General features: G+C 60.6%; 18 protein-coding genes and 1 tRNA gene. 10 read left to right on the plus strand and 9 right to left on the minus strand.

What is annotated here, in order from left to right; translation table 11 throughout:
- Positions 1–53 precede the first annotated feature (53 nt).
- The gene (locus tag ACN0SD_RS12545; protein WP_417808575.1) at positions 54–542 is read left to right on the plus strand and encodes a DUF3124 domain-containing protein; all 489 of its coding nucleotides are present in this window, start codon (positions 54–56) and stop codon (positions 540–542) included.
- A gap of 1,604 nt (positions 543–2,146) precedes the next feature.
- On the opposite strand, the gene ACN0SD_RS12550 is transcribed toward ACN0SD_RS12545, so the two are convergent.
- Together ACN0SD_RS12550 and ACN0SD_RS12555 are read right to left on the minus strand one after the other, a co-directional pair.
- A tRNA-Ala gene (locus ACN0SD_RS12550) sits at positions 2,147–2,222 on the minus strand.
- Between the two features lie 191 nt (positions 2,223–2,413).
- A complete protein-coding gene (locus ACN0SD_RS12555; protein WP_417808576.1) occupies positions 2,414–2,743 on the minus strand; it encodes a TIGR02300 family protein in 330 nt (109 codons plus the stop codon).
- 120 nt (positions 2,744–2,863) lie between these two features.
- On the opposite strand from ACN0SD_RS12555, the gene ACN0SD_RS12560 reads away from it, so the two are divergent.
- Both ACN0SD_RS12560 and ACN0SD_RS12565 read left to right on the plus strand, forming a co-directional pair.
- Positions 2,864–3,559, plus strand: coding sequence for a M48 family metallopeptidase (locus ACN0SD_RS12560; protein WP_417808577.1), 696 nt, complete (start codon positions 2,864–2,866; stop codon positions 3,557–3,559).
- Positions 3,560–3,622: 63 nt separating this feature from the next.
- On the plus strand, positions 3,623–4,279 hold the full coding sequence (locus ACN0SD_RS12565; RefSeq protein WP_417808654.1) for a GntR family transcriptional regulator: 657 nt from the start codon (positions 3,623–3,625) through the stop codon (positions 4,277–4,279).
- A gap of 135 nt (positions 4,280–4,414) precedes the next feature.
- On the opposite strand, the gene ACN0SD_RS12570 is transcribed toward ACN0SD_RS12565, so the two are convergent.
- The 5 genes from ACN0SD_RS12570 to ACN0SD_RS12590 are packed head-to-tail and all read right to left on the minus strand — an operon-like array spanning position 4,415 to position 8,274.
- Positions 4,415–4,828, minus strand: a complete 414-nt coding sequence (locus tag ACN0SD_RS12570) for a DUF805 domain-containing protein (protein WP_417808578.1) — start codon at positions 4,826–4,828, stop codon at positions 4,415–4,417.
- 21 nt (positions 4,829–4,849) lie between these two features.
- Positions 4,850–5,458 carry a glycerol-3-phosphate 1-O-acyltransferase PlsY gene (plsY, locus tag ACN0SD_RS12575; RefSeq protein ID WP_417808579.1) on the minus strand — a complete coding sequence of 203 codons (609 nt, stop codon included), beginning with the start codon at positions 5,456–5,458 and terminating at the stop codon, positions 4,850–4,852.
- Between the two features lie 30 nt (positions 5,459–5,488).
- Positions 5,489–6,763 carry a dihydroorotase gene (gene pyrC, locus ACN0SD_RS12580; protein WP_417808580.1) on the minus strand — a complete coding sequence of 425 codons (1,275 nt, stop codon included), beginning with the start codon at positions 6,761–6,763 and terminating at the stop codon, positions 5,489–5,491.
- 49 nt (positions 6,764–6,812) lie between these two features.
- Complete coding sequence (locus tag ACN0SD_RS12585; protein ID WP_417808581.1) at positions 6,813–7,316, minus strand: hypothetical protein; 504 nt, start codon at positions 7,314–7,316, stop codon at positions 6,813–6,815.
- The gene (locus ACN0SD_RS12590; protein ID WP_417808582.1) at positions 7,309–8,274 is read right to left on the minus strand and encodes an aspartate carbamoyltransferase catalytic subunit; all 966 of its coding nucleotides are present in this window, start codon (positions 8,272–8,274) and stop codon (positions 7,309–7,311) included. Before ACN0SD_RS12590 ends, ACN0SD_RS12585 begins: the two co-directional genes overlap by 8 nt.
- Positions 8,275–8,371: 97 nt before the next feature.
- On the opposite strand from ACN0SD_RS12590, the gene ACN0SD_RS12595 reads away from it, so the two are divergent.
- The 3 genes from ACN0SD_RS12595 (at position 8,372) to ACN0SD_RS12605 (ending at position 14,185) form a co-directional block, all read left to right on the plus strand.
- Complete coding sequence (locus tag ACN0SD_RS12595; RefSeq protein ID WP_417808583.1) at positions 8,372–9,196, plus strand: uracil-DNA glycosylase; 825 nt, start codon at positions 8,372–8,374, stop codon at positions 9,194–9,196.
- A gap of 158 nt (positions 9,197–9,354) precedes the next feature.
- Positions 9,355–10,815, plus strand: coding sequence for an efflux RND transporter periplasmic adaptor subunit (locus tag ACN0SD_RS12600; protein ID WP_417808584.1), 1,461 nt, complete (start codon positions 9,355–9,357; stop codon positions 10,813–10,815).
- Between the two features lies 1 nt (position 10,816).
- On the plus strand, positions 10,817–14,185 hold the full coding sequence (locus ACN0SD_RS12605; RefSeq protein WP_417808585.1) for an efflux RND transporter permease subunit: 3,369 nt from the start codon (positions 10,817–10,819) through the stop codon (positions 14,183–14,185).
- 6 nt (positions 14,186–14,191) lie between these two features.
- Here the strand turns inward: ACN0SD_RS12605 and ACN0SD_RS12610 are convergent, their stop codons facing one another.
- On the minus strand, positions 14,192–14,998 hold the full coding sequence (locus ACN0SD_RS12610; RefSeq protein WP_417808586.1) for a protein-disulfide reductase DsbD domain-containing protein: 807 nt from the start codon (positions 14,996–14,998) through the stop codon (positions 14,192–14,194).
- Between the two features lie 193 nt (positions 14,999–15,191).
- On the opposite strand from ACN0SD_RS12610, the gene ACN0SD_RS12615 reads away from it, so the two are divergent.
- The 4 genes from ACN0SD_RS12615 to ACN0SD_RS12630 all read left to right on the plus strand — a co-directional run bounded on the left by ACN0SD_RS12615 (position 15,192) and on the right by ACN0SD_RS12630 (position 17,489).
- Positions 15,192–15,752: a YqgE/AlgH family protein gene (locus ACN0SD_RS12615; protein WP_417808587.1), complete on the plus strand. Its 561-nt coding sequence runs from the start codon at positions 15,192–15,194 to the stop codon at positions 15,750–15,752.
- Between the two features lie 128 nt (positions 15,753–15,880).
- Entirely contained in the window at positions 15,881–16,225 is a 345-nt protein-coding gene (locus tag ACN0SD_RS12620) for a carboxymuconolactone decarboxylase family protein (protein ID WP_417808588.1), read from the plus strand.
- A gap of 88 nt (positions 16,226–16,313) precedes the next feature.
- Positions 16,314–16,547 carry a hypothetical protein gene (locus tag ACN0SD_RS12625; protein WP_417808589.1) on the plus strand — a complete coding sequence of 78 codons (234 nt, stop codon included), beginning with the start codon at positions 16,314–16,316 and terminating at the stop codon, positions 16,545–16,547.
- Positions 16,548–16,670: 123 nt separating this feature from the next.
- Positions 16,671–17,489 (plus strand): GH25 family lysozyme, encoded by an 819-nt coding sequence (locus ACN0SD_RS12630; RefSeq protein WP_417808590.1) that lies wholly within the window; start codon positions 16,671–16,673, stop codon positions 17,487–17,489.
- A gap of 70 nt (positions 17,490–17,559) precedes the next feature.
- Here the strand turns inward: ACN0SD_RS12630 and carB are convergent, their stop codons facing one another.
- A complete protein-coding gene (gene carB / locus ACN0SD_RS12635; protein WP_417808591.1) occupies positions 17,560–20,889 on the minus strand; it encodes a carbamoyl-phosphate synthase large subunit in 3,330 nt (1,109 codons plus the stop codon).
- Positions 20,890–20,929 lie beyond the last annotated feature (40 nt).

The raw sequence follows: 20,929 nt of genomic DNA on the forward strand, positions 1-20,929 counted from the left end.
CTCTGCGGTCGGGGGCAGCCGCGGCCAGAGCAAGCAAGGACCTCGAAAAGATTATGAAATCCGGAAAACATCTCTTCAGCATAATCTGCTTTCTCTCGTTGCTTTCCGTTTCACACGCGAATGCAGACGAGCAAATGACATCGGTCGTTGCCAGAGCGACCTACGAAAAAATTTACGTTCCGGCTTACTCCAAAGTCTTTACACATGAGGGAATTCTTCAACCCCTCGCATCGACGGTCGTTATACACAACACCGACTCGAAGGTTTCAATCACTGTAATGCGGGTAGATTATTTTGATCGTGCTGGAGCTCATCAAAAGAATTTGGTCACGGCCCCTGTGATGCTCGAGCCGTTCGAATCCGCATCTTATTTGGCGCCACTCAATGATCAAACCGGCAATTCCGGTGCCAATTTCTTGGTAGAATGGACATCGGAAAGCGCCGTTTCGGTGCCAGCAGTTGAAGCGGTGATGATTGGCGGTAGCGGAACCCGCGGCATATCGTTCGTGTCCGCCGGCCGTGTCATTGAACGACTGCCTTAGCCGAAACCGAAGATCGTCTGATCTACCGCTCAAGCCGGGCATTTCGGCGAAGCCTTTTTTGACGCACTTGCCAACCGAACGAGGAAAGCCCTGCCTCCTGCCTCGCTTCACGATTGACTTCGGGCACGCGATCGGCACCGAAAGCGAAGATCATTCTTTCTGAAATTTTAGTGCTCTCTGAGGTGCCTCTAGTTTCCTAAGCCCCTGCCTCGTTCATTTTCTGTTGTCTGGTTTCGCAGTCACCCGTTGCCGGCAGTTGATTGCCTGTAATCACCGAGAGGGGGAGACAGCATGCCGTTGTTCGTGTGCTTGCGTTTAGGGCTGTAGAGCGTCTCGATGTATTCCGCTGGACCAAGCGGTATGAAACCTAACCCGGATGCATCTTAGCTGAGCGGCAAACCAGTCCAAGAAAGCAGGACCACTACAATCTTTCCGCAAATCGTTTTTTTGACAACGGAGCTAGAAAGTGACCAGCTGAGAAAGTTTGACTTCTGTCATAAGTTACTCCTCTTCAGCTTTGAACGACACGACGTCACGGCTTAGGCTCAAGTTTCAAGTGCAACACCCAAAGCCCTGAGGGCATAGGATGTTGCGATGGACAGACGATGCAAGCACTTCAGCAGAGAGGAACGAGGCGTGATATTCGCCGAACATAATCGGGGCAGCAGTCAGGGTCTTTTGCGAGGAGTTCGCCAAGAGCCGGAAGCTTGGCACCGCGATTATAGCTGCTGTCAAGCAAGCCAAAGCGAAAGGCTTCCATGGCCTCCGTCCGGGTCATCTTGCGCCCCAAGCTAGGACAGATATAATTCTCCTTGCGCCACCCTTCTGCGGCAGTCGAACTCGCGGATAGAACAACGGCGCACAAAACGAAAAAGCCAAACAGAATTGGCGCGATAACGAATTTTGAACCCGGCGATTTGAGCTGTTGGCTTAACACTTACGCTCTCCTGATAAATGGATATGATCACAGGATCAGGTGTATTTGACGTCAACGATCGGGATGGAACCCCATCAGCGATGTCACGATCTTGCCGAAAATTTTGCAACCCTAAGAGCGCGGGTGGCAATTTTTGCGATGCCTTCAAGTTCAATTTCGCGATTTTACGCGGGTTCGGAAGAAAACACCTCGGTTTGCATCATGTTCTGACCTAAATTATCGGGCGGTATACTCTGTTCTTTTTACTAATAGATGGACCGAACCGATATTTGCCAGGCACAAACAAACGAAATTATGAGGCCTGTTGTGGGTGAACTAATCCCAAGTAATCACAGTGCTTTTCGTTATCCGCAAAGTCCGCACGGCGGGCCTTCAGGGATGTTCCAGAAAACCTCCTTTTTGGCACATGCGCAAAACACGTCATTTGACGACGCCACAAAGCCCGTTCAAAACTCAAGCAGTTGCTGAGGGTTTTCGCCTCTACCGTGATAGCCACCATATGCGGCGCGGCGGCAAATCGTTAAATAGGGCTCTCAGGTAGCATTCGCTGCAGCGCGCACGAACGTTAGCTTACGGCTGGCGTGATCCGTTGGCGCTCTATCCTCAACAAAATGGACAAATCAGCGTCGCAAATGGACAAACTATCTGGCGCTTTTCAAGGATGGTTTGGTGGAGCCTAGGGGGATCGAACCCCTGACCTCCTGCATGCCATGCAGGCGCTCTCCCAGCTGAGCTAAGGCCCCATCGAAGTACTGCATCGGGCGAAGCCGCGTTGCGTGGGAGGCGTATAGGCAAAGCGCCAAGCGGGTGCAAGAGGGTTTTTCTGCGCGACGGGGAAATTTGACATGCGCCCAATGCTCCCTGTGGCCTACAGACTGAAGGCGCGGAAGGTCTCCCTGCCGCGCCTGTCAATTCAAACGAAGCCCAACCTTGATCAGTTGTCTTCTTTGTCTTCCGTGCTCACATCGGCGATCTCGTCGAGTGAGACGTTATCATCGTCGTCGTCATCTTCCAGAAGATCATCGTCGAGTTCGACATCATTGGTATCGGTGTCGAGATCTTCTTCTTCCTCGATGACTGGTTCATCGGGTTTGGCTGGGCTTGCTTTGCTTGCCACAAGCGTGCGGCCGCGTGCCGAGGTCAGGCTTTCCAGCGTAAAGCTGTTGGCGCAGACCGGGCAGGTCATCGGGTCTTTATTCAGGTCGTAAAAGCGGTTCGCGCAATGCGGACACAGACGCTTGACGCCCCATTCCTCTTTAGGCATGGAAATCTCCTGCGCAGGTAATATCAGAGTCGCAGCCAACTGCCACACCTCCCGCTGGGTGTCAAAGCCTTTCGTGCGGTTATCTGCGATCTGCGTCCCAACTGCCCAAGGAGAGCCCGCGTGCCCAGCCCGCCCCACATTCCCGAACTGCCCGAGCTAGAGCTGGTCTTTCGCCGCTCGGCGCGCGCGCGGCGGTTCTCGTTGCGGGTGTCGCGGGCCGATGGGCGTGTGGCGCTGACGATCCCGAAAGGGGCTTCGGAACGCGAGGCGTTGGCCTTCGCGCGCAGTCAAACAGAGTGGCTGCGCCGTACGCTTGGGGGGATCTCTCCGCCGCGCATGTTGCGATTTGGCGAGACAGTACCCTTTGAGGGGCGCGAGCTGATGTTGGAGCCCGGCGCGCTGCGTTCGCCGCGTATTGAGGGGGATCGGCTGCTGGCCCCACAAGACCCGGATAAGCTTGGTCTGCGCATCGAGACGTTTTTTAAACATGCCGCGCGGTTGCGTCTGCATCAGGCAAGCGCGCATTACGCAGCATTGCTTGATCGCCCGATTGCGCGAATCACGCTGCGTGATACCCGCTCGCGTTGGGGCTCGTGTAGCCACACCGGGGCGCTGTCTTATAGCTGGCGGCTGATCATGGCGCCGCCTGAGGTGCTGGATTACGTCGCCGCCCATGAAGTGGCCCATCTGGTCGAAATGAATCATTCCAGTGCGTTCTGGGCGCAGGTGGCGTATCTTCGGCCCAGCTTTAAGGCCGAGCGCGCTTGGCTGAAACGTGAGGGCTCGCGCCTGCATGCGGTCTGGTTTCGCGACTGATCTTAGACGCGTTTGCATCTTTCGCGATTGACGGGGCGTGTGAATGTGATCACAAATCGCGCCATGACGACGATCTCGACCCGCCCCATTGAAACCGCCGCGCATGACCGGCTGTATCGCTTCCTGCGCCAGCAGATCATGGTGGGTGAGTTGCTGCCCGGTCAGCCGATGACGCTGCGCGGTCTGGCCAAGCAGCATGGCGTGTCGATGACCCCGGTGCGCGAGGCGCTGCGCCGATTGGTGGCAGAAGGGGCGTTGACGCTGACGGCCTCGGGGCGGGTTAGCACGCCCGAGCTGTCCAACGAGCGCATTGAGGAATTGGCTGCGCTGCGGGCGCTGATTGAGCCGGAACTGTCAGCGCGCGCCTTGCCGCGCGCCCATTTCGCGCTGATCGACCGGCTAAGCGCGATCAATACCGCCAATGCCGAGGCGGTCGCGAAACATGATGCGGTGGGCTATATCCGCACGAATCTGGATTTTCACCGCACGCTGTATTTGCGCGCCCAATCACCCGCGATCCTGGCTGTGGCCGAGACCGTTTGGTTGCAACTGGGGCCGACGATGCGCGCGCTCTATGGCCGGGTGCAGCGCAACGAGCCGCCGCGCCATCACCGCATGATCCTAGCAGCCCTGCGCGCAGGCGATGAGCCTGCGCTGCGTTTGGCCGTGCGCGCAGATGTTACCAACGGGTTGCGGCATTTGGCGCAGCGCGGGTGGTGAGCGCCGGGGGTTTTGCACCCCCGGACCCCCGCAGGATATTTGGATCAGGAGGAAGTTGGAAAGCTGCCTGTCTTCCTCTTGAGCGAAATATCCCGGGGGAGGCCGCAGGCCGGGGGCAGAGCCCCAGACTATGGTTCAGACCTGACGGAGCGGGTCGGGGCCGTAGGCGTTGTCACCGGGTTGGGAGCGCTGCACGAAGAAGAACAGCAAAATCAATCCGCCGATCAGCGGGATCAGGGACAACAGCACCCACCATCCCGATTTGCCATTGTCATGTAGGCGGCGCACGGTGACCGCGAGCGCGGGCACCAGCAGGGCAAGGCCAGCAATGAGAGAGAGTGGCCCGCCATGACTGTTATAGGCCCAGAAACCGGGGCCGCTGGCGACCTTTCCGGTGCCGAAAAACAGCGTGTCGAGGATATTCGTGGCGATTTGCACGAGCATATAAAATAGCGTGAACCACCAGAACTCCGCGCGCGGGGCGCGGCCTGCAAAGGTTGCGTATTTCTGCTTTAGGCAGGTACGAACGCTGTCACCAAAACTCATCATACTATTTCCTTCGCTCTGGGCTTAGCCCTTTTTGCAGATTTTGGGCTCAACGCCTGCGGCCAGTCGCGCGATATTACCGCGATGGCGCCAAAAAATCAGCACTGAAAGCCCCGCCGCCAGCATCATCAGGTCGCGATGCCCCAGCGCATAGGCCAGCGGCACGGTCGCTGCCGCCGACACCAGCGCAGATAGCGACGAGATGCGCGTGACCACCGCCGTCAGCAGCCAGACCGCACAGGCTGCCAGCCCGACGGGCCAAGCCAGCGCGATCATCGTGCCAAGGAAGGTCGCCACGCCCTTGCCGCCATTAAAACGAAGCCAAACGGGGTAGATATGGCCGATGAAGGCGGCGGCCCCTGCGACCTGCGCCGCTGTCTCGCCAAGGAAATAGCGCGCAATTAGCACCGCAATCGCGCCCTTGCCGCTATCAAGCAGAAGCGTCGCCAGCGCCGCCGGTTTATTCCCGGTGCGCAGCACGTTGGTTGCGCCGATATTGCCTGATCCGATCTTGCGCAGATCGCCCATACCAAGCAGTCGCGTGATCACCATGCCAAACGGCACGGATCCTAATAAATAGCCTAAAGCGGCCACCAGCCCTAGCCAGGTGGCCCCGTTTTCAACTCCTGGCATTGCCTGCCCTCGCCTCTGATCGCGTTATTTTTATTCTTCGCTGCTGTAAACTTGCACGCCCGCGACGAAAGTCGCAAGTGTTTTGCCCTCCATACGGGAGGTATCAAAGGGTGTGTTCTTGGATTTTGAGCGCAGTTTGAAGCGATCGAGAACGAAAGGAGCGTCCGGATCAAACAGCACGAGGTCGGCGGGCGCGCCCTCGGCCAGCCGACCTTGGGGCAAGCCAAGGCGGCGCGCGGGGTTCAGTGACATTGCGCGAAACAGCTGCGGCAGGCTCAGCTGCCCCGCGTGATACAGGCGCATCGCGGCGGGCAGCAGCGTTTCCAGACCGACCGCGCCTGAAGCTGCCTCTTCAAAGGGCAGGCGTTTGGATTCCTCGTCTGCCGGGGTGTGCATCGAACAGATTACGTCGATTACGCCCTCGGCCACTGCGCCGATCACGGCCATCCGGTCGTCTTCATCGCGCAGGGGCGGGGTGAGTTTGAAGAAGGTTCGGTAGTCACCCACATCCAGCGCATTAAGCGTGAGGTGATGGATCGATACACCCGCCGTCACATCAAGCCCTGCCGCCTTGGCACGCACCAGTGTTGGCAGGGCGCGCGCGGTGGTGATTTGATCGGCGTGATAGGCCAGCCCAGTCATCTCAACGAGGGCGAGGTCGCGCTCCAGCCCCATTTGCTCGGCCATGGGCGAGACGCCGGGCAAGCCACGTAGGCTGGCGAATTTGCCCGATGTTACGACCGTGCCTTTGGACAGGCCCGGCTCTTGGGGATGGCCAATCACCAGCGCGCCGAGGCTGGCGGCATAGCTAAACGCGCGCTGCAAAACCTTGGTTTGCTCGCAGACATGCGTGCCATCGGTGAAGGCCACAGCGCCCACATCACGCAGAAAGCCGATCTCGGTCATCTCGCGGCCTTCGCGCCCCTTGGTCAGCGCCGCCATGTGCAGGATGCGCACGGGGGCGTCAGCGGCGCGCCGGGTGACGAATTCAAGCGTTTCGGGGTTGTCGATGGCCTGCGCCGTGTCGGGGCGCGCGATAATCGTGGTGACCCCGCCCGCCGCCGCCGCCAACGCCGCCGAGCGGAAGCTTTCCATGTGCCGCTCACCGGGTTCGCCGATCTTGACGCCCAGATCCACGATGCCGGGGGCCAAGTATTTGCCGCCGCAGTCGATCACTTGCGCGTCGGGCGGGGCGGACATGTCGCCAATCGCAGCGATCTTGCCGTTATCGATGACGATATTTCCGGTGGTTTCGCTCAGCGCCTCGGGGTCGATCAGGCGGGCATTTTGTAAGAACAGGGTCATGCCATGGCCTCCTTGAGGCGGAAGATGTCGATGCGCGAGAAATCGGGGCTCATTCGGCGTCGCCCTCAGTCGCGCGCTGGGCGGCGCGTTGGTTTTTCATGCGCTCGATCTGCGCGACCACGGGGCCGGCGTCGGCGAGGTGGCGGATCAGGTGTTTGCCGCCCGATTTTGTCACCAGTTGCACATCGCCCATCAGCGCGCGCACGGTCGCAAGCTCTAGCAGCATCACCTGACGCCCTTGTGGGCCAATCAGGCGGCGGTCGGTCAGTTGCCAACGCCGCGCGAAGGCCTCAGAGCGGAAATACAGCCCGCGCGCGGCCATGCCGATCACAATCGCAATGCTGGCAATCGGCACCTGCGCAGGACGGCCCAGCCAGAACAGCGCCGCCGAGGCCAGCACCACCCCCAGCACCGCCAGAATCGCGTGATCGGTCCAATAGCGTTTGCGATCAGGCAGAAAGGTCGCCAGAACGCGCTCGCCCTCATCCAGCGGCAATTCGCTGTCGGGGCCGGGACGGTAGTTGAGAACCTCGTCGCGTTCGATCTTAGACATAGGTTTCTTCCGTCAAGGCGCGGCCCCGGTCGGCGCGCAGGTTGCGTGCGAGCAGATCCATCACCGCCATGCGCACCGCCACACCCATTTCCACCTGTTCCTGAATGACCGAGCGGTGGATGTCATCGGCAATCGTTCCGTCAATTTCCACGCCACGGTTCATCGGGCCGGGATGCATCACGATGGCGTCTTCCTTGGCATAGGCCAGCTTTTCGGCATCCAGCCCGTAGCGGTGGAAATATTCGCGCTCGGACGGGATAAACCCGCCATCCATGCGCTCGCGCTGAAGGCGCAGCATCATCACCACATCGGCGTCTTTCAGCCCCTCGCGCATGTCGTCATAAACCTCGCAGCCGAACTCGGCCACGCCTGAAGGCATCAGCGTGGGCGGCGCGATAAGACGTACGCGGTTCTCCATTTTTCCCAGCAAAAGCAGGTTCGAACGCGCCACACGCGAATGGGCGACATCGCCACAGATCGCGACGGTCAGGCGATGGATGCGCCCCTTTTCGCGCCGGATTGTCAGCGCATCCAGCAGCGCCTGCGTGGGGTGTTCATGTTTGCCGTCACCGGCATTGATCACCGCGCATTCGACCTTTTGCGCCAGCAGATCGACCGCGCCCGAACTGCCATGCCGCACCACCAGCAAATCGGGGTGCATCGCGTTCAGCGTCAGCGCGGTGTCGATCAGCGTCTCGCCCTTTTTCACGGAACTCGTCTGCATCGCCATGTTCATCACATCCGCGCCCAGCCGCTTGCCTGCCAGTTCGAAACTGGCCTGTGTGCGCGTCGAGTTTTCAAAGAACATGTTGATTTGGGTCATGCCCGCCAGCGCGTCGGTCTTTTTCACCGTGCGGCGGTTAAAATCGACATATTGATTGGCCAAGTCGAGAACGGTGCGGATGTCTTCGGGGCTGAGATGTTCAATTCCCAGAAGGTGGCGTGGGCGAAAAGCCATGCGATTGCTCCGATTTTCACTGTGCCCGCTTATGGCAAAAGGGCGCGCGCGCGTCCAGCCGCTTTACCGCAGCGGCGCGCGCGCGTAACTTGGCGCGATGGAGACTCACGCCCCGCCCGAATTGGACTATTACGCCGCCCTCGCTGCGCTGGAATGGCAGCTTGAGATGGGAGTGGATACGGCGATTGGCGATGATCCCGTTGATTGCTACGCGCTGCCGGAAAAGCGGGTCGAGACCAAACCCGACACGCCTGAGCCAGCGGCTGCTGCGCCCAATTTGCCCCCCGTGGCCGAAATGGCGCAAGCTGCGGGCCCTGATCCAGTGGCACATGCGCGCGACCTTGCGGGCAAGGCGGAATCAATTGAGGCATTGCGCGCCGCGATTGACGCCTATGATTTGTGCGATCTCAAAAAGGGCGCGCGCAACACGGTGTTTGCTGATGGCGCTGCGCGGGCGCGCGTGATGGTGATTGGCGAGGCGCCGGGACGTGAGGAAGATCAAAAGGGGCAGCCTTTTGTCGGTCAGGCAGGGCAACTGCTGGACCGGATGTTTGCGGCCATCGGGTTGTCGCGGGATGCCCCGGATGCGCTCGCGGGGCTGTATATTACAAATGTCTTGCCGTGGCGGCCACCGGGCAATCGCGACCCCGAGCCCGATGAAATCGCGCAGATGTTGCCGTTTCTGACCCGTCATGTCGATCTGGCCGATCCCGATCTGGTGGTGCTGATGGGCAATGTCGCGTGCATGGCAGGCTTGGGTAAGCGCGGGGTCACCCGGCTGCGTGGCACATGGGCCGAGGCGTTCGGGCGACCCGCACTGCCAATGCTCCACCCCGCCTATCTTTTGCGCAACCCTGCCGCCAAGCGCGAGGCTTGGGCGGATCTGCTATCGATCCGCGCGCGGCTCGATCATCAGGGCTAAAGCGCGATAAACGGTCGCAGTTTCGTGAAAAAGTGACGGAAGTGACGTCTTGGCGCGTATAGAAAACGTTCCCAACGCCCGGTTTGGCAGGGTAACATGATCTCGCGCGATTGTGGGCGTTTGTGAAATGACCCACCTAGGAAGACACTGGAGACGATATGCGGTTTCTGACCCGATCCCTGATGGGGCTGTTTTTGCTGGCCCTGACGCTTGGCCTTTTGGCGATCGGCGGGTTTTCGATTTACAGCGCGTTAGAGGCACGCAAGGCGGACGCTGGGCGCGCCCCGACTGCGCGCGAACGCGTCTTTGCGGCCAATGTGATGGCGGTCGAATTTACCACGCTTTCACCCACGCTGACGGCTTACGGCGAGGTGAACTCCACGCGTGAGCTGGAATTACGCGCCGCAAGTGCCGGCACGATTGTTGAACTGGCCCCCAATTTCGAAGATGGCGCATCGGTCGAGAAGGGGCAGCTTTTAGTCAAGCTGGACCCCGCAGAGGCAACGGCGGCGCGCGATAGTGCCGCAGCCTCGGTGTCAGAGGCCGAAGCCGCGCTGGCACAGGCCGAACGCGCGCTGGCGATCTCTCGTGATGATGTGGTGGCCGCGCAGCGTCAGGCCGATTTGCGCGCTAAAGCGTTGGCCCGTCAACAATCGCTGTCAGATCGGGGCGTGGGCGCAACGGCGACGTTGGAAACGGCAGAACTGGCAGCATCGGCAGCCAATCAGGCGGTGCTCAATCGCCGCTCCGCGCTGTCTTTGGCACAGGCGCAGCTCGATAGCGCGCGCACCGGGCTGACGCGTGCCAAAATCACCCTCACAGAGGCCGAGCGCAAGCTGCGCGACACGGAAATTCGCGCCGAATTTACAGGGCGTCTGGCCGAGGTGAACGCGGTGCAGGGGGGGCTGGTGTCCAATAACGAAATGCTGGGCCTGCTGATTGATCCAAGCGCTTTGGAAGTCGCGTTTCGCGTCTCGACCGGGCAATTCGCGCGCCTCACCGACGCGCAGGGCAATCTGCGCGACTTACCGGTTACGGTCTCACTTGACTCCGCTGGGGGCGCGATTGAGGCGCAAGGCACCCTTTCGCGCGTATCTGCCGCTGTCGAAGCCGGTGTGACAGGCCGCTTGCTGTTTGCAACCATCGCGCAGGGCGCGCAGGTGCTGCGCCCCGGTGATTTCGTGACGGTTCGCCTTGCAGAACCTGCTTTGAACAACGTGGCCGAAATCCCGTCATCGGCGGTGGATGCGCAGAATACCGTGCTGGTGTTGGGCCCCGGGGACCGTCTTGGGGAAGCCCCCGTCACCGTGCTGCGCCGTCAGGGCGACAACGTAATCATTCGCGCCGATTTCAAACCTGGGACCGAGGTCGTGGCAGAGCGCACGCCGCTTTTAGGGCGCGGGATCAAGCTGCGCCCGTTGCGTCCGGGGCAGACCGGTGCGCCTGAACCTGCCGATACCGTCACTCTTGATGCCGAGCGTCGCGCTAAGCTGGTCGCCTTTGTGCAGGCCAATACGGCGATGCCCGACAACGCCAAAAAGCGGTTTCTGGCCGAGTTGAAACAAGACGAGGTTCCCGTGGCTACCGTCGAAAAGCTTGAATCGCGGATCGGGGGATAAAATGGCGGGTCCAAACAAATTCAAAGACTTGCCAGAATCGCGCGGGCTGATCGGCCTGTTCACGCGCCATGCCACGCTGGCCAATATTGTGCTGGTGGTCATGCTGTGCGCCGGGATCGTCGCGGTGCCACGGATGCGCGCGCAGTTCTTCCCCGACTCGGTTGAGGAATCGATCACGGTTTCGGTGCAATGGGATGGCGCGGGGGCCGAAGAGGTGGACCGCGCGATTGTGCAGGTGCTGGAACCCTCGCTGATCGCGGTGGAGGGGGTCGAAAGTTCGGAAAGTCGCGCCTCTGAGGGATCGGCGCGTATCTCGCTGGAGTTCGAACCCGACTGGGATATGTCGCGCGCTGTCAATGATGTGGAAAACGCGCTGGCAACGGCGGGCGATCTGCCCGAAGGGTCTGAAGACCCCGAAGTCGCGCGCGGTGTGTGGCGCGACACGGTGACCGATTTGGTGATCACCGGGCCGCTTTCGCCTGAACAGCTGGGGCGGCTGGGTGATGAAACGGTGGTGCGGCTGTATCAGCAGGGGGTCACGCGCACCTCGCTGGCCGGGATTGCGGCCCCTGAAACGGTGGTCGAAGTGCCGACAGTTTCGATGATGGCTCATGATGTGACGCTGAGCCAGATCATCAGTGTGATCTCTGCGGAAGCCGCCACCGATCCCGCAGGCGATGTCGCCAGCGGGGCTGCGCGTGTCACCACAGGCACCGAGCGGCGTTCTGCGCCCGAGATTTCCGCGCTGGTGATCCGCACCGAAGACGACGGCTCGCAACTGACGGTCGGCGATGTGGCCAATATCCGCGTCGATGGCGGCGATCGTAACCGCGCCTATTTCGTTGGCGATCATCCGGCGGTGGTGATCAATATCGCGCGCTCGGCGGCGGGCGATGCGATTGCGATTCAGAAAAAGGTCGAAGGCGTCATCGACACGATGCAGCCCACGCTGCCCGCAGGCACGTCAATGGACCTCGTGCGCACGCGCTCGGATAAGATCACGCAACGTCTGGATCTGCTGCTGAACAACGGCATTTTGGGCTTGGGTCTGGTGCTGGCGCTGCTGTTCCTGTTTCTCAATGCGCGCACCGCGTTCTGGGTGGCAATGGGGATTCCGACCTCGATGGCGGCGGCTTTGGCGGTGATGTATTTTTCCGGCATGACGCTGAATATGATCTCGATCTTTGCGCTGATTTTGACGCTGGGGATCGTGGTGGATGATGCGATCGTGGTGGGCGAGCACGCTGATTTCCGCGCGCGCCATTTGGGCGAGGCACCCGTCGTGGCGGCGGAACGCGGCGCGCGGCGCATGGCAGCGCCGGTGTTTGCCTCGACGCTGACGACGGTGATCGCCTTTGCCGGTCTGACCGTGATTGGCGGGCGGATGGGCAATATGATTGTCGACATTCCCTACACAGTGATCGCGGTGCTGCTGGCTTCGCTGATTGAATGTTTCCTGATCCTGCCCAATCACATGAGCCACGCTTTGGCCCATAGCGCGGATCAGAAATGGTATGACTGGCCCTCGCGCAAGGTGAATGCCGGGCTCGACTGGTTCCGTGCCCGCGCGATGAAGCCGTTCACGCGCGCCGTGGTAAAGCTGCGCTATCCGGTGATTGCGGCGGCGATTGCGTTGCTGGCGTGGCAGGTGTCGTTCGTGATGGCGGGCAAGGTGCAATGGCGCTTTTTCAACCCGCCCGAGCAAAGCACGGTGAACGGTGCGTTCTCGATGGTTGAGGGCGCGACGCGCGCGGATACGACCGAAATGATGCGCACGATGCAGGTCACGATTGATCGCGTCGCCAAGGAGTTTGAGGACGAATACGGCGTCAATCCGGTGGAATATGCCATCGCGCAAATCGGTGGCGCATCGGGGCGCTCTCTGGCGTCAGCCGATACTAAGGATACCGATCTGCTGGGCTCGATCTCGATTGAGGTGATCGACCCCGATTACCGGCCCTATTCCAGCTTTGATTTCGTCGCGCGCTTGCAAGACGAGATGCCGCGCCTGCCATTGGTCGAAGAAATCAGCTTTCGTCGTTTCCGCGCAGGTGGGGCAGATGATGGCGTTGCCGTGCAGTTTACGGGTGCGCAGACGCGCGAGCTAAAGGATGCCGCCGAAGATTTCAAAACCGCGCTGGCGCAGTTCCCCGAGGTCTCGGCGGTCGAGGATAACCTTGCTTATGACAAGCAGGAACTCACGCTGGATCTGACGCCACAGGGCGAGGCGCTGGGCTTTGATATCGCCACTTTGGGCAATGAGCTGCGCGCGCGCCTGAATGGCACCGAGGCTGCGAGTTTCCCCGACGGCGTGCGTTCGGCCACGATCCGCGTAGAACTGCCGCCCGAGGAACTGGCCGCCGATTTCATCGACCGGATGCAGTTGCGCACGCCTGCGGGGAAATGGGTGCCGCTGGCCGATATCGTCTCGGTGCGCTCGCAAACCGGATTTTCGACGATCCGGCGCGAAGACGGGGTGCGTCAGGTGTCTGTGACCGGTGATATCTCCGAGGATGACCCCGCGCGCGCCAATGAAGTTACCCGCCAGATCGAAGACGTGATTTTGCCGCGCATTTCCGAGGAACGCGGCGTAGCTTGGGTGGTGTCAGGACAGGCCCAGCAAGAGCGCGATTTTATGTCGGATGCACTGATCGGCCTGATCATGTGCCTGATCGGGATTTATATCGTGCTGGCGTGGATTTTCGCCAGTTGGACGCGGCCCATTGTTGTGATGTCGGTCATTCCCTTTGGCGCGGTCGGCGCGATCTGGGGGCATTATATCTGGCAAATGCCGATGTCGATGTTTGCCGTCGTCGGTGGGATTGGGATGATTGGGATCATTATCAACGATGCCATCGTGTTGATCTCCACCGTCGATGAATATGCCGAAAAGCGCGGCTTGGTGCCTGCTATCGTGGATGCGGTGTCAGACCGTTTGCGCCCGGTTTTGTTGACCACATTGACCACCGTTCTGGGGCTGGCGCCGCTGTTATACGAGCAATCGAGTTCGGCGCTGTTTTTGAAATCCACCGTGATTACGCTGGTTTACGGTCTGGCATTTGGCATGGTGATCGTGCTGATCGTGGTACCTGCGATGCTGGCGATCCAGCTTGATTTCGGGCGTCAGATTACGGCGGTGCGCCATGGGGCGCGGGTGCTGCGGTTGCGTGGTGTTCTGGCTGGCGTGGCGGCGCTACTGCTGGTCGGATTCGCGATCACGCTGGGGCGGGCGATGTTGGCAGGCGCGTCCTTGATGCCTGCTTTTGGGGGCTTTGCGCTGATCTCGGCGATGATCGTGATCGGGGCGGGGATTATCGCGCCGCGCTTGCTGCGCGGTCACATCCGTCACGTCGCGCCACCCGAAGCCTAGACGCGCTTACTCAGTGCAGCCGTCAATCTGCACCGCGCCGCGATCCGATAGCACGGTGATGCGCAAGTCACTGAGGTCGAGGTCAAAGGGTTTTGCCTCGGGCGGCACGAAATCGGCCGTCGCGATCAGCGTATCGCCCTCGCGGCGGCTTATGCTTTCAGACACCCAAACCGGGGTTGAGCGCAGTTCAAACAAGGTCGCCTCAGGGTCGATGGCCGGGGGCAGATCAAACCGCGCGGTCAGCTTGACCCCGTCGCGCACGGGTGTCGTTTTGCACGTCGCGTGCAGCGAAATTGTCTTGGGTTCGGCCTGCAATGCGGCGGTGATAAGAGAATCGGGACTGCCTTGGCCCGCAAGATGGGCGTGCAAATGCAACGAGACGGGCACGCAAATCTGATCGCAAATTCCAATCGCCGCATGCGCGCTAAGATCGACCGGCTTGGCGGGGTCTTTGGGGGTGATCTCAATCGGCAAAATGAGATCGGCGTGATAGCCGATGGTGCGCATCCCGGCGGACTTAAACACCTCTGGCGCAGGCCAGTGCAGCGTGACTTTCGCTACGTTTTCAGAGCCTTTGAAGTCAATCTGCGGCGGGATGCCAGCATCGCCGGGCGCGCGCCAATAGGTTTTCCACCCCGGCTCCAGATCAATCGACAGTCCCGCCATGCGGGTGCCATCGGCGCGCATCCAGCCTTGCAGCAATTGCGCGCCCTCCAATCCCGGCGGGGTGGGGTGGTCTATGCTTTGCTGTGCCGCAGCCAAATGCGGATGCGCGGCGAGGGTGAGGACGAGAATGAACAAGTGTTTGATCATCCGCCTTGGTTATCCTCACAAAGCGCGCGACCAAAGTCACAAACGCGACAGAAGGCTGCAACAATCGCACGCGCTGCCGCTTTTCGCGCCGCAAGTGAGCCGACGCATTGCGGAAGATGTCTTCGGGCTTGAACCTGCAGCCCTGTCAGACCACCTTATAAGGACGCGTATCTCGCGCGAGAGGGGTTTGGCGATGGATTTGACCGGAAAACTGCTAATTGCGATGCCGGGAATGGGCGATCCGCGCTTTGAGCACGCGGTCGTCGCGGTCTGCGCCCATTCGCCCGAGGGCGCGATGGGATTGATCGTGAACAAACCTTTGCCCAAGCCAAATCTGCCGGAATTGTTGCAAAACCTTGGCATTACCCCGCCCAATTCCGATCAAGCGATTCACGCGCCGATCCTGTTTGGCGGTCCCGTTGAGACCGGGCGCGGCTTTGTGCTGCATTCGCCCGATTGGGGCGCGGAGGAGGGGCAGATGCGGATTTCCGACCGGCTTCGCATGACTGGCACGCGCGATATTCTCGAAGATATCGCTGCCGGGCGCGGTCCTGATCGCGCGTTGATGGCGTTGGGCTATGCGGGTTGGGGGCCGGGTCAGCTTGAGGCCGAGATCCTTGAGAACGGCTGGCTGACGAGCGAAGGCGATGCTGATCTGGCGCTGGATGGCGATTATGCGACGAAATGGTTGCGCGCGCTGGCCGCGATGGGGGTTGATCCGCGCACGCTTTCGGCGGCTGCCGGTCACGCCTGACGGGCCGATGCGGGGCCGGTATGCGGCAGCGGTATAGCTGGACTGCAGCGAAATCTTGATGCAAGTCAACGCAATGGTAGCCATGACATGCGACACCGACGTCAAGCGGAACGAAAAGGATTTTTGACATGAGCTACAAAGCCAAGATTGACGAAATGCGCAACGAGTTGCGCGTGATGGGCAAATCTATTCCCGAAACGATGAGCGGCTTTGCGACGCTCTCCAAGGCGGTCAAGGAGAACGGCCCGCTGGATGGCAAGACCAAGGAATTTATCGCGCTGGGCATGGCAGTTGTGCTGCGCTGCGAGCCGTGCATTATGTTCCACACCGAGGCACTAATGAAAGCGGGCGCCACACGTGAGGAATTGAGCGATGTGCTGGCGATGGCGATCCAAATGGGCGGCGGCCCCGGCGTGATGTATGCTGGTCACGCGATGGCTTGCTGGGACGAACTGGCGGCTGCCAAGGGCTGAACTGCCCCCTGATGTGACATGATGATGTTCGGCCCGCGTCGTAAGGCGCGGGGCTGGCAAAGGACCGGGCGGCAACCAGCCCGAGGGGATGGGACAGGGCAAGGGACCGGGCAAAGGCATGGGGCGAGGTAAAGGCGGGCGGGCCACCGATCAGGCGATGATGGATATGCCCACGGCTGAAGGCTTGGCAATGCTTGATGCCAATGGTGACGGCACCATCATGCGCGCAGAATTTTTGGCCGAGACCGACACATGGTTCAAGATGCGCGACCGCAATGGCGATGGTGTGATCGCGGCGGCTAACTTTGGCAAAGCGCAGTAAGTCTGATGCCCCCCTGAACCGCCAGCGTTTTGTCGCTTAATCCTCAAAAAGACCCAACTGCCCCCGTGACAGCCGGGCCTTCTCATGAAATCGTGATCTCAGTGGCGTATCAGGGAGCGGCGTATGGGCCTTTCAAGAAGGATTTTCATCTCGGGGGCGGCGCTGTCGCTGGCGGGATGTACGAGTAAGCCGAAATCAGCCCGCCTGATGGAGCCAAGGATGCTGAACGCGATGCAGTTTCGCGCCGATGGTATTCCCGCGCGCTTTGGCGATACCGCGCCGCATGATTGGTCGGGCATGTCCCCGATCAATCAGCCGATCCACGGCATCGACGCTGCACGTTATCAGGGCGTGATTGACTGGCGACGCGCGCGCGCGTCCGGGGTGTCATTTGCGTGGCTCAAGGCATCTGAGGGGGGCGATCATGTCGACCCCGGTTTTCATCAGAACGCCCGTGCCGCGCGCGCCGCTGGCGTGCCGGTGGGGGGCTATCATTTCTACTATTTCTGCCGCCCTGCCGCCGAGCAGGCGCGCTGGTTCATCAAGCAGGTCAAGCGCAATCCGGGCGATCTGCCCCCGGTGCTGGATATCGAATGGAACCACACCTCACCCAGTTGCCAGCGCCGCCCCGCCGCCGCCAAAGTGCGTGACGAGATGCGAGTGTTCCTGCGCACGCTTGAGGCGCATTACAGCACAAAACCGGTGATCTACACGACGATTGATTTTTGGGAAGATAACGGCCTCGATCAATTCCGAGGCTATGATTTCTGGCTGCGCTCGGTCGCAGGGCACCCGTCGTCACGCTATGCCGATGCACGCTGGACGTTCTGGCAATATAGCGGCACCGGAGTCGTCCCCGGCGTACCCGGAACGGTCGATATGAACGCGTTTCACGGCTCGGACGCGGCGTGGCGCAATTGGTTGGCGGTGCGCAGGCAGTAAGGGTCTTGCCCATAGAGAAGGCCGCCCCGATTCTTTTCGAGGCGGCCTTTTGCATTCTGGATCAAGCGACTTATTGCAAACTGCGCACACTTACATCCCCCTCTTTCCGGCTTTTAATCGCCGACACGGCTGCAATACTCGCCGCTGCCGTGGTGAAATACGGAATCTTGTCATACAGCGCGACGGCGCGGATGTCGCGGCTGTCGGAAATCGCTTGGCTGCCATCGGTGGTGTTGAATACCAGTGCGATTTCGTCGTTTTTCAGCCGGTCCACGATATTGGGGCGGCCCTCATAGACCTTAAGCACCGATTGTGCCTCGACGCCATGCGTGGCCAGCCACTTCGCGGTGCCGCTGGTGGCCACGATCTCAAAGCCCATCGCGATCAGATCGCGTGCGGCTTCGGCCAGTTCGTCGTATTTATCGCTATCCTTGATCGAGAAGAACACGCGGCCTTCGTCGGGCAGCACCGTGCCTGCGCCAAGCTGCGCTTTCCAGAAGGCGCGCGGGAAGTCGCGATCCCAGCCCATGACTTCGCCAGTCGAGCGCATTTCCGGCCCGAGCAGCGTATCGACACCGGGGAAGCGCGCAAACGGCATCACGGCCTCTTTGACCGAGAACCACGGCGTGATCGGATCGGCCAGCGTCAGCGGATCGGCAAAGGGCAACGGTGTGTCGGGGCCAACGCCTGCGGGGTAGGGCGCACGCGCCGGGAAGGCCGCCATCTTTTCGCCCGCCATCAGACGCGCCGCAATCGAGGCAATCGCGCTATCGGTCGCCTTAGCCACGAATGGCACGGTGCGCGAGGCACGCGGGTTGACCTCAAGGACGTAAATCACGCCATCCTTGATCGCGAATTGCACGTTCATCAAGCCGACCACACCCAGCGCCAGCGCCATCTTTTCGGTCTGCGCCTTTAGCTCGGCTACGGTCGCGGCATCAAGCGAATAGGGCGGCAGCGAGCAGGCAGAATCGCCCGAGTGCACGCCCGCCTCTTCGATGTGCTGCATGATGCCTGCGACATGCACGGTCTCGCCGTCGCAGAGTGCGTCAACGTCAACCTCGATCGCGCCGGACAGGTAGCTGTCAAGCAGCACGGGGCTGTCGCCCGAGACGACCACGGCATTGGTGATATAGCGCTTGAGTTGGTCCAGATCGCGCACGATTTCCATCGCGCGCCCGCCCAAAACATAAGACGGGCGGATCACCAGCGGATAGCCAACTCGCCCTGCAATTTCAAAGGCTTCCGCGTCGGAATGCGCGGTCCCGTTCACCGGCTGCTTGAGATCAAGATCGTTAAGCAGCTTCTGGAACCGTTCGCGGTCTTCGGCCAGATCAATCGCGTCGGGCGTGGTGCCCAAAATCGGGATTCCCTCGGCCTCCAAGGCGTTAGCGAGCTTGAGCGGCGTCTGCCCGCCAAACTGCACGATCACGCCGTGCAGCGTGCCGTTGTCTTGCTCTACCCGCAGAATTTCAAGGACATGTTCCAGCGTGAGCGGTTCGAAATACAGCCGATCCGAGGTGTCATAATCGGTGCTGACCGTCTCGGGGTTGCAGTTGATCATGATCGTTTCATAGCCCGCATCGGTCAGCGCAAAACAGGCGTGACAGCAGCAGTAATCAAACTCGATCCCTTGGCCGATCCGGTTCGGGCCACCGCCCAGAATGACCACCTTTTTGCGATCACTCGGGCGCGCTTCACATTCCACATCGCCCATCGCGGGGACTTCGTAGGTGGAATACATATAAGGCGTCTGGGCCTCAAACTCGGCGGCGCAGGTGTCGATGCGTTTGAACGCGGCCTGCACCCCTAGATTGCGACGCGCGCGGCGCACCTGTGCCTCGTCGCGCCCCGTAAGTGTAGCCAAACGTGCGTCGCTAAAGCCCATCATCTTAAGCGCACGCAGGCCTCTTTCATCCAGCGGCAAGCCTTGTTTGCGGATCTCGGCCTCGGCGTCCATGATTTCACGGATGCGGGCTAGGAACCACGGGTCATAGGCGGTTGCGTGCTGGATTTCGTCATCGCTCAGCCCGTGGCGCATCGCCTGCGCGATCAGCCGGATACGGTCGGGCGTTTGCGCCGAGATCGCCTTGATCACAGCGGCCTTTTCGGGTGCGCCGGGAATGTCGATCTCATCAAAGCCGCTCAGCCCCGTTTCCATCGAGGACAGCGCCTTTTGCATCGACTCGTGGAAGGTCCGGCCAACCGCCATCACCTCGCCCACCGATTTCATTGCAGTGGTGAGTTCGGCCTTGGAGCCGGGGAATTTCTCAAACGCGAAACGCGGGATTTTCGTGACGACATAGTCAATCGTGGGCTCAAAGCTGGCGGGCGTGACACCGGTGATGTCGTTGTCCAGCTCGTCCAGCGTGTAACCGACCGCCAGTTTCGCTGCGATCTTGGCAATCGGGAAACCGGTCGCCTTGGAGGCCAGCGCGGAAGACCGAGACACCCGCGGGTTCATTTCAATCACGACCATGCGGCCATCTTCGGGGTTGATCGCCCATTGCACGTTCGAGCCGCCGGTTTCGACGCCGATCTCGCGCAGCACGGCGATCGAGCCGTTGCGCATAATCTGGTATTCTTTATCCGTCAGCGTCAGGGCTGGGGCGACGGTGATCGAATCGCCGGTATGCACGCCCATCGGATCGACGTTTTCAATCGCACAGACGATGATCGCGTTATCGGCACGGTCGCGCACGACCTCCATCTCAAATTCTTTCCAGCCCAGCAGCGATTCATCGACGAGGATCTGCGCCATCGGCGAGGCATCCAGCCCCGAGCGGCAGATCGCCTCGTAATCATCGCGGTTATAGGCCACGCCGCCACCGGTGCCGCCCAGCGTAAAGGCGGGGCGAATGATTGCGGGCAGGCCGATATTTTCCAACTCGCCCATCGCCTCGGCAACGCCGGCGTTGATGTCATAGCGGCCATTAGGCAGCTTGGGCGCGGCGATGATCGTGGCCTTGGGGTTTTCGATGCCGATGCGGTCCATCGCCTCGCGAAACAGCTTGCGATCCTCGGCCATTTCGATGGCATCGCGGTTCGCGCCGATCAGCTCGACGCCGAACTTTTCCAGCACGCCCATATCGGCCAGCGCCAGCGAGGTGTTCAGCCCCGTTTGCCCGCCCATCGTGGGTAGCAGCGCGTCGGGGCGCTCGTCCTCGATGATCTTGGCGACGATTTCAGGAGTGATCGGCTCGATATAGGTCGCATCGGCGAGGCCCGGATCGGTCATGATCGTAGCCGGGTTAGAGTTCACCAAGATCACCCGGTAGCCCTCTTCGCGCAGCGCCTTGCAGGCCTGAGCGCCGGAATAGTCGAACTCGCAGGCCTGCCCGATCACAATAGGCCCGGCACCGATGATGAGGATGGACTTGATGTCGGTTCTCTTCGGCATGGGATTCCCCTTTGATGATTCGGCGCAGGCTAACGCGCGC

It is taken from the genome of Thioclava sp., assembly GCF_048263065.1.
Classification (GTDB): Bacteria; Pseudomonadota; Alphaproteobacteria; order Rhodobacterales; family Rhodobacteraceae; genus Thioclava.

Excerpts from the sequence above, each read along its gene's own strand:
- ACN0SD_RS12570 (WP_417808578.1), bottom strand. The coding sequence starts at position 4,828 with ATGATGAGTTTTGGTGACAGCGTTCGTACCTGCCTAAAGCAGAAATAC.
- ACN0SD_RS12615 (WP_417808587.1), top strand. The coding sequence starts at position 15,192 with ATGGATTTGACCGGAAAACTGCTAATTGCGATGCCGGGAATGGGCGAT.
- ACN0SD_RS12565 (WP_417808654.1), top strand. The coding sequence starts at position 3,623 with ATGACGACGATCTCGACCCGCCCCATTGAAACCGCCGCGCATGACCGG.
- ACN0SD_RS12625 (WP_417808589.1), top strand. The coding sequence starts at position 16,314 with ATGGGACAGGGCAAGGGACCGGGCAAAGGCATGGGGCGAGGTAAAGGC.
- ACN0SD_RS12545 (WP_417808575.1), top strand. The coding sequence starts at position 54 with ATGAAATCCGGAAAACATCTCTTCAGCATAATCTGCTTTCTCTCGTTG.
- pyrC (WP_417808580.1), bottom strand. The coding sequence starts at position 6,763 with ATGACCCTGTTCTTACAAAATGCCCGCCTGATCGACCCCGAGGCGCTG.
- plsY (WP_417808579.1), bottom strand. The coding sequence starts at position 5,458 with ATGCCAGGAGTTGAAAACGGGGCCACCTGGCTAGGGCTGGTGGCCGCT.
- ACN0SD_RS12610 (WP_417808586.1), bottom strand. The coding sequence starts at position 14,998 with ATGATCAAACACTTGTTCATTCTCGTCCTCACCCTCGCCGCGCATCCG.
- ACN0SD_RS12630 (WP_417808590.1), top strand. The coding sequence starts at position 16,671 with ATGGGCCTTTCAAGAAGGATTTTCATCTCGGGGGCGGCGCTGTCGCTG.
- carB (WP_417808591.1), bottom strand. The coding sequence starts at position 20,889 with ATGCCGAAGAGAACCGACATCAAGTCCATCCTCATCATCGGTGCCGGG.
- ACN0SD_RS12590 (WP_417808582.1), bottom strand. The coding sequence starts at position 8,274 with ATGGCTTTTCGCCCACGCCACCTTCTGGGAATTGAACATCTCAGCCCC.
- ACN0SD_RS12555 (WP_417808576.1), bottom strand. The coding sequence starts at position 2,743 with ATGCCTAAAGAGGAATGGGGCGTCAAGCGTCTGTGTCCGCATTGCGCG.
- ACN0SD_RS12600 (WP_417808584.1), top strand. The coding sequence starts at position 9,355 with ATGCGGTTTCTGACCCGATCCCTGATGGGGCTGTTTTTGCTGGCCCTG.
- ACN0SD_RS12605 (WP_417808585.1), top strand. The coding sequence starts at position 10,817 with ATGGCGGGTCCAAACAAATTCAAAGACTTGCCAGAATCGCGCGGGCTG.
- ACN0SD_RS12585 (WP_417808581.1), bottom strand. The coding sequence starts at position 7,316 with ATGTCTAAGATCGAACGCGACGAGGTTCTCAACTACCGTCCCGGCCCC.
- ACN0SD_RS12595 (WP_417808583.1), top strand. The coding sequence starts at position 8,372 with ATGGAGACTCACGCCCCGCCCGAATTGGACTATTACGCCGCCCTCGCT.
- ACN0SD_RS12620 (WP_417808588.1), top strand. The coding sequence starts at position 15,881 with ATGAGCTACAAAGCCAAGATTGACGAAATGCGCAACGAGTTGCGCGTG.